Raw genomic sequence first — 1,141 nt, 5'->3', positions numbered from 1 at the left:
TGAGTCGGTCGAACCGACTCTGCGAAACCGGGCCGAATTGAACGGCCCGAATCCGCGGTGCGTTCTTTGCGTTTCAACCGAACGGGCTTATACACTTAAGCACGTCGGAACGCTTTGACCGGCCGCGGTGCGGCCGGCCGTTGTCCCCCACGCCGGGGGACCTTCGCATTCAACATGAACCCCGGCTTGTACTTAAACCCGTCGAACCATCGCCGCCACGTCATGCGGTTTCATTGAGAGAGGTTGCCACGACGGATCGCGAACTGAAGACATCCGGAGCCCGTCGAGGAGAGGTGGTTCGGTCGAACTGCAGGAACTGATTTGCGAGAAATTATTTGTTTTCTGTCACTGACTGAAGCGAGGCCGCGGGGGAGATTCAGCGACGGATCCCGTTGAGGTCGCTTCGTGAGCGTGGGGTTCGAGACGCCGTTTCGACCACGGATGAACGAGCGCTCCGACCGGGAAAAAGTAAAGTGAACTTCGACGGCGATAGTCCGCTCTCGGTGGAGAGATACTGCTCGTCTCGAACTGATTGCTAGTCACGTGCGTGCGCGAACAACGAAAGGAGTAGTAACACAGCAGCACAGTAGCAGTAACACGCAGCTGTAATCGTCAGGACAGGGTTGAACCGCCCGGGCCCCGCGGATAAAAAGGAAAGTAGTGAGGAACACACCGCGAGCGAGCGGTTGTTTATACCACGGGCGTTTATAAGGGAGGGGGACGCATATAAAAGCGAACGATGACGAACCCTGCTGATTCGATCGAGATCCAGAACGTCGTTGCATCGACCGGTATCGGCCAAGAGCTCGACTTGGAAGCGCTCGCAGAGGACCTCCCGGGCGCCGATTTTAACCCGGACAACTTCCCCGGCCTCGTCTACCGGACTCAAGAGCCGAAGGCGGCCGCACTCATTTTCCGGTCGGGGAAGATAGTGTGCACGGGCGCAAAGAGCATCGATGACGTCCACGAAGCGCTCGGGATCATCTTCGAGAAGCTTCGCGGACTCCAGATCCCCGTTGAAGAGGATCCCGAAATAACGGTGCAGAACATCGTGTCAAGCGCCGACCTCGGTCACAACCTCAATCTCAACGCGCTGGCGATTGGGCTCGGCCTAGAGGACGTCGAGTACGAGCCGGAGCAG

Annotated in this window: 1 protein-coding gene; it reads left to right on the top strand. The window is 58.1% G+C overall.

The features are described 5' to 3' along the window. Positions 1 to 739: 739 nt before the first annotated feature. Positions 740 to 1,141: TATA-box-binding protein (locus tag DJ75_RS12845; RefSeq protein ID WP_094524850.1), on the top strand; the 402-nt coding region annotated here is incomplete at its 3' end.

Source organism: Halorubrum sp. Eb13, from assembly GCF_002252895.1.
Classification (GTDB): Archaea; Halobacteriota; Halobacteria; order Halobacteriales; family Haloferacaceae; genus Halorubrum.
This window is presented reverse-complemented; position numbering and strand designations above follow the sequence as displayed.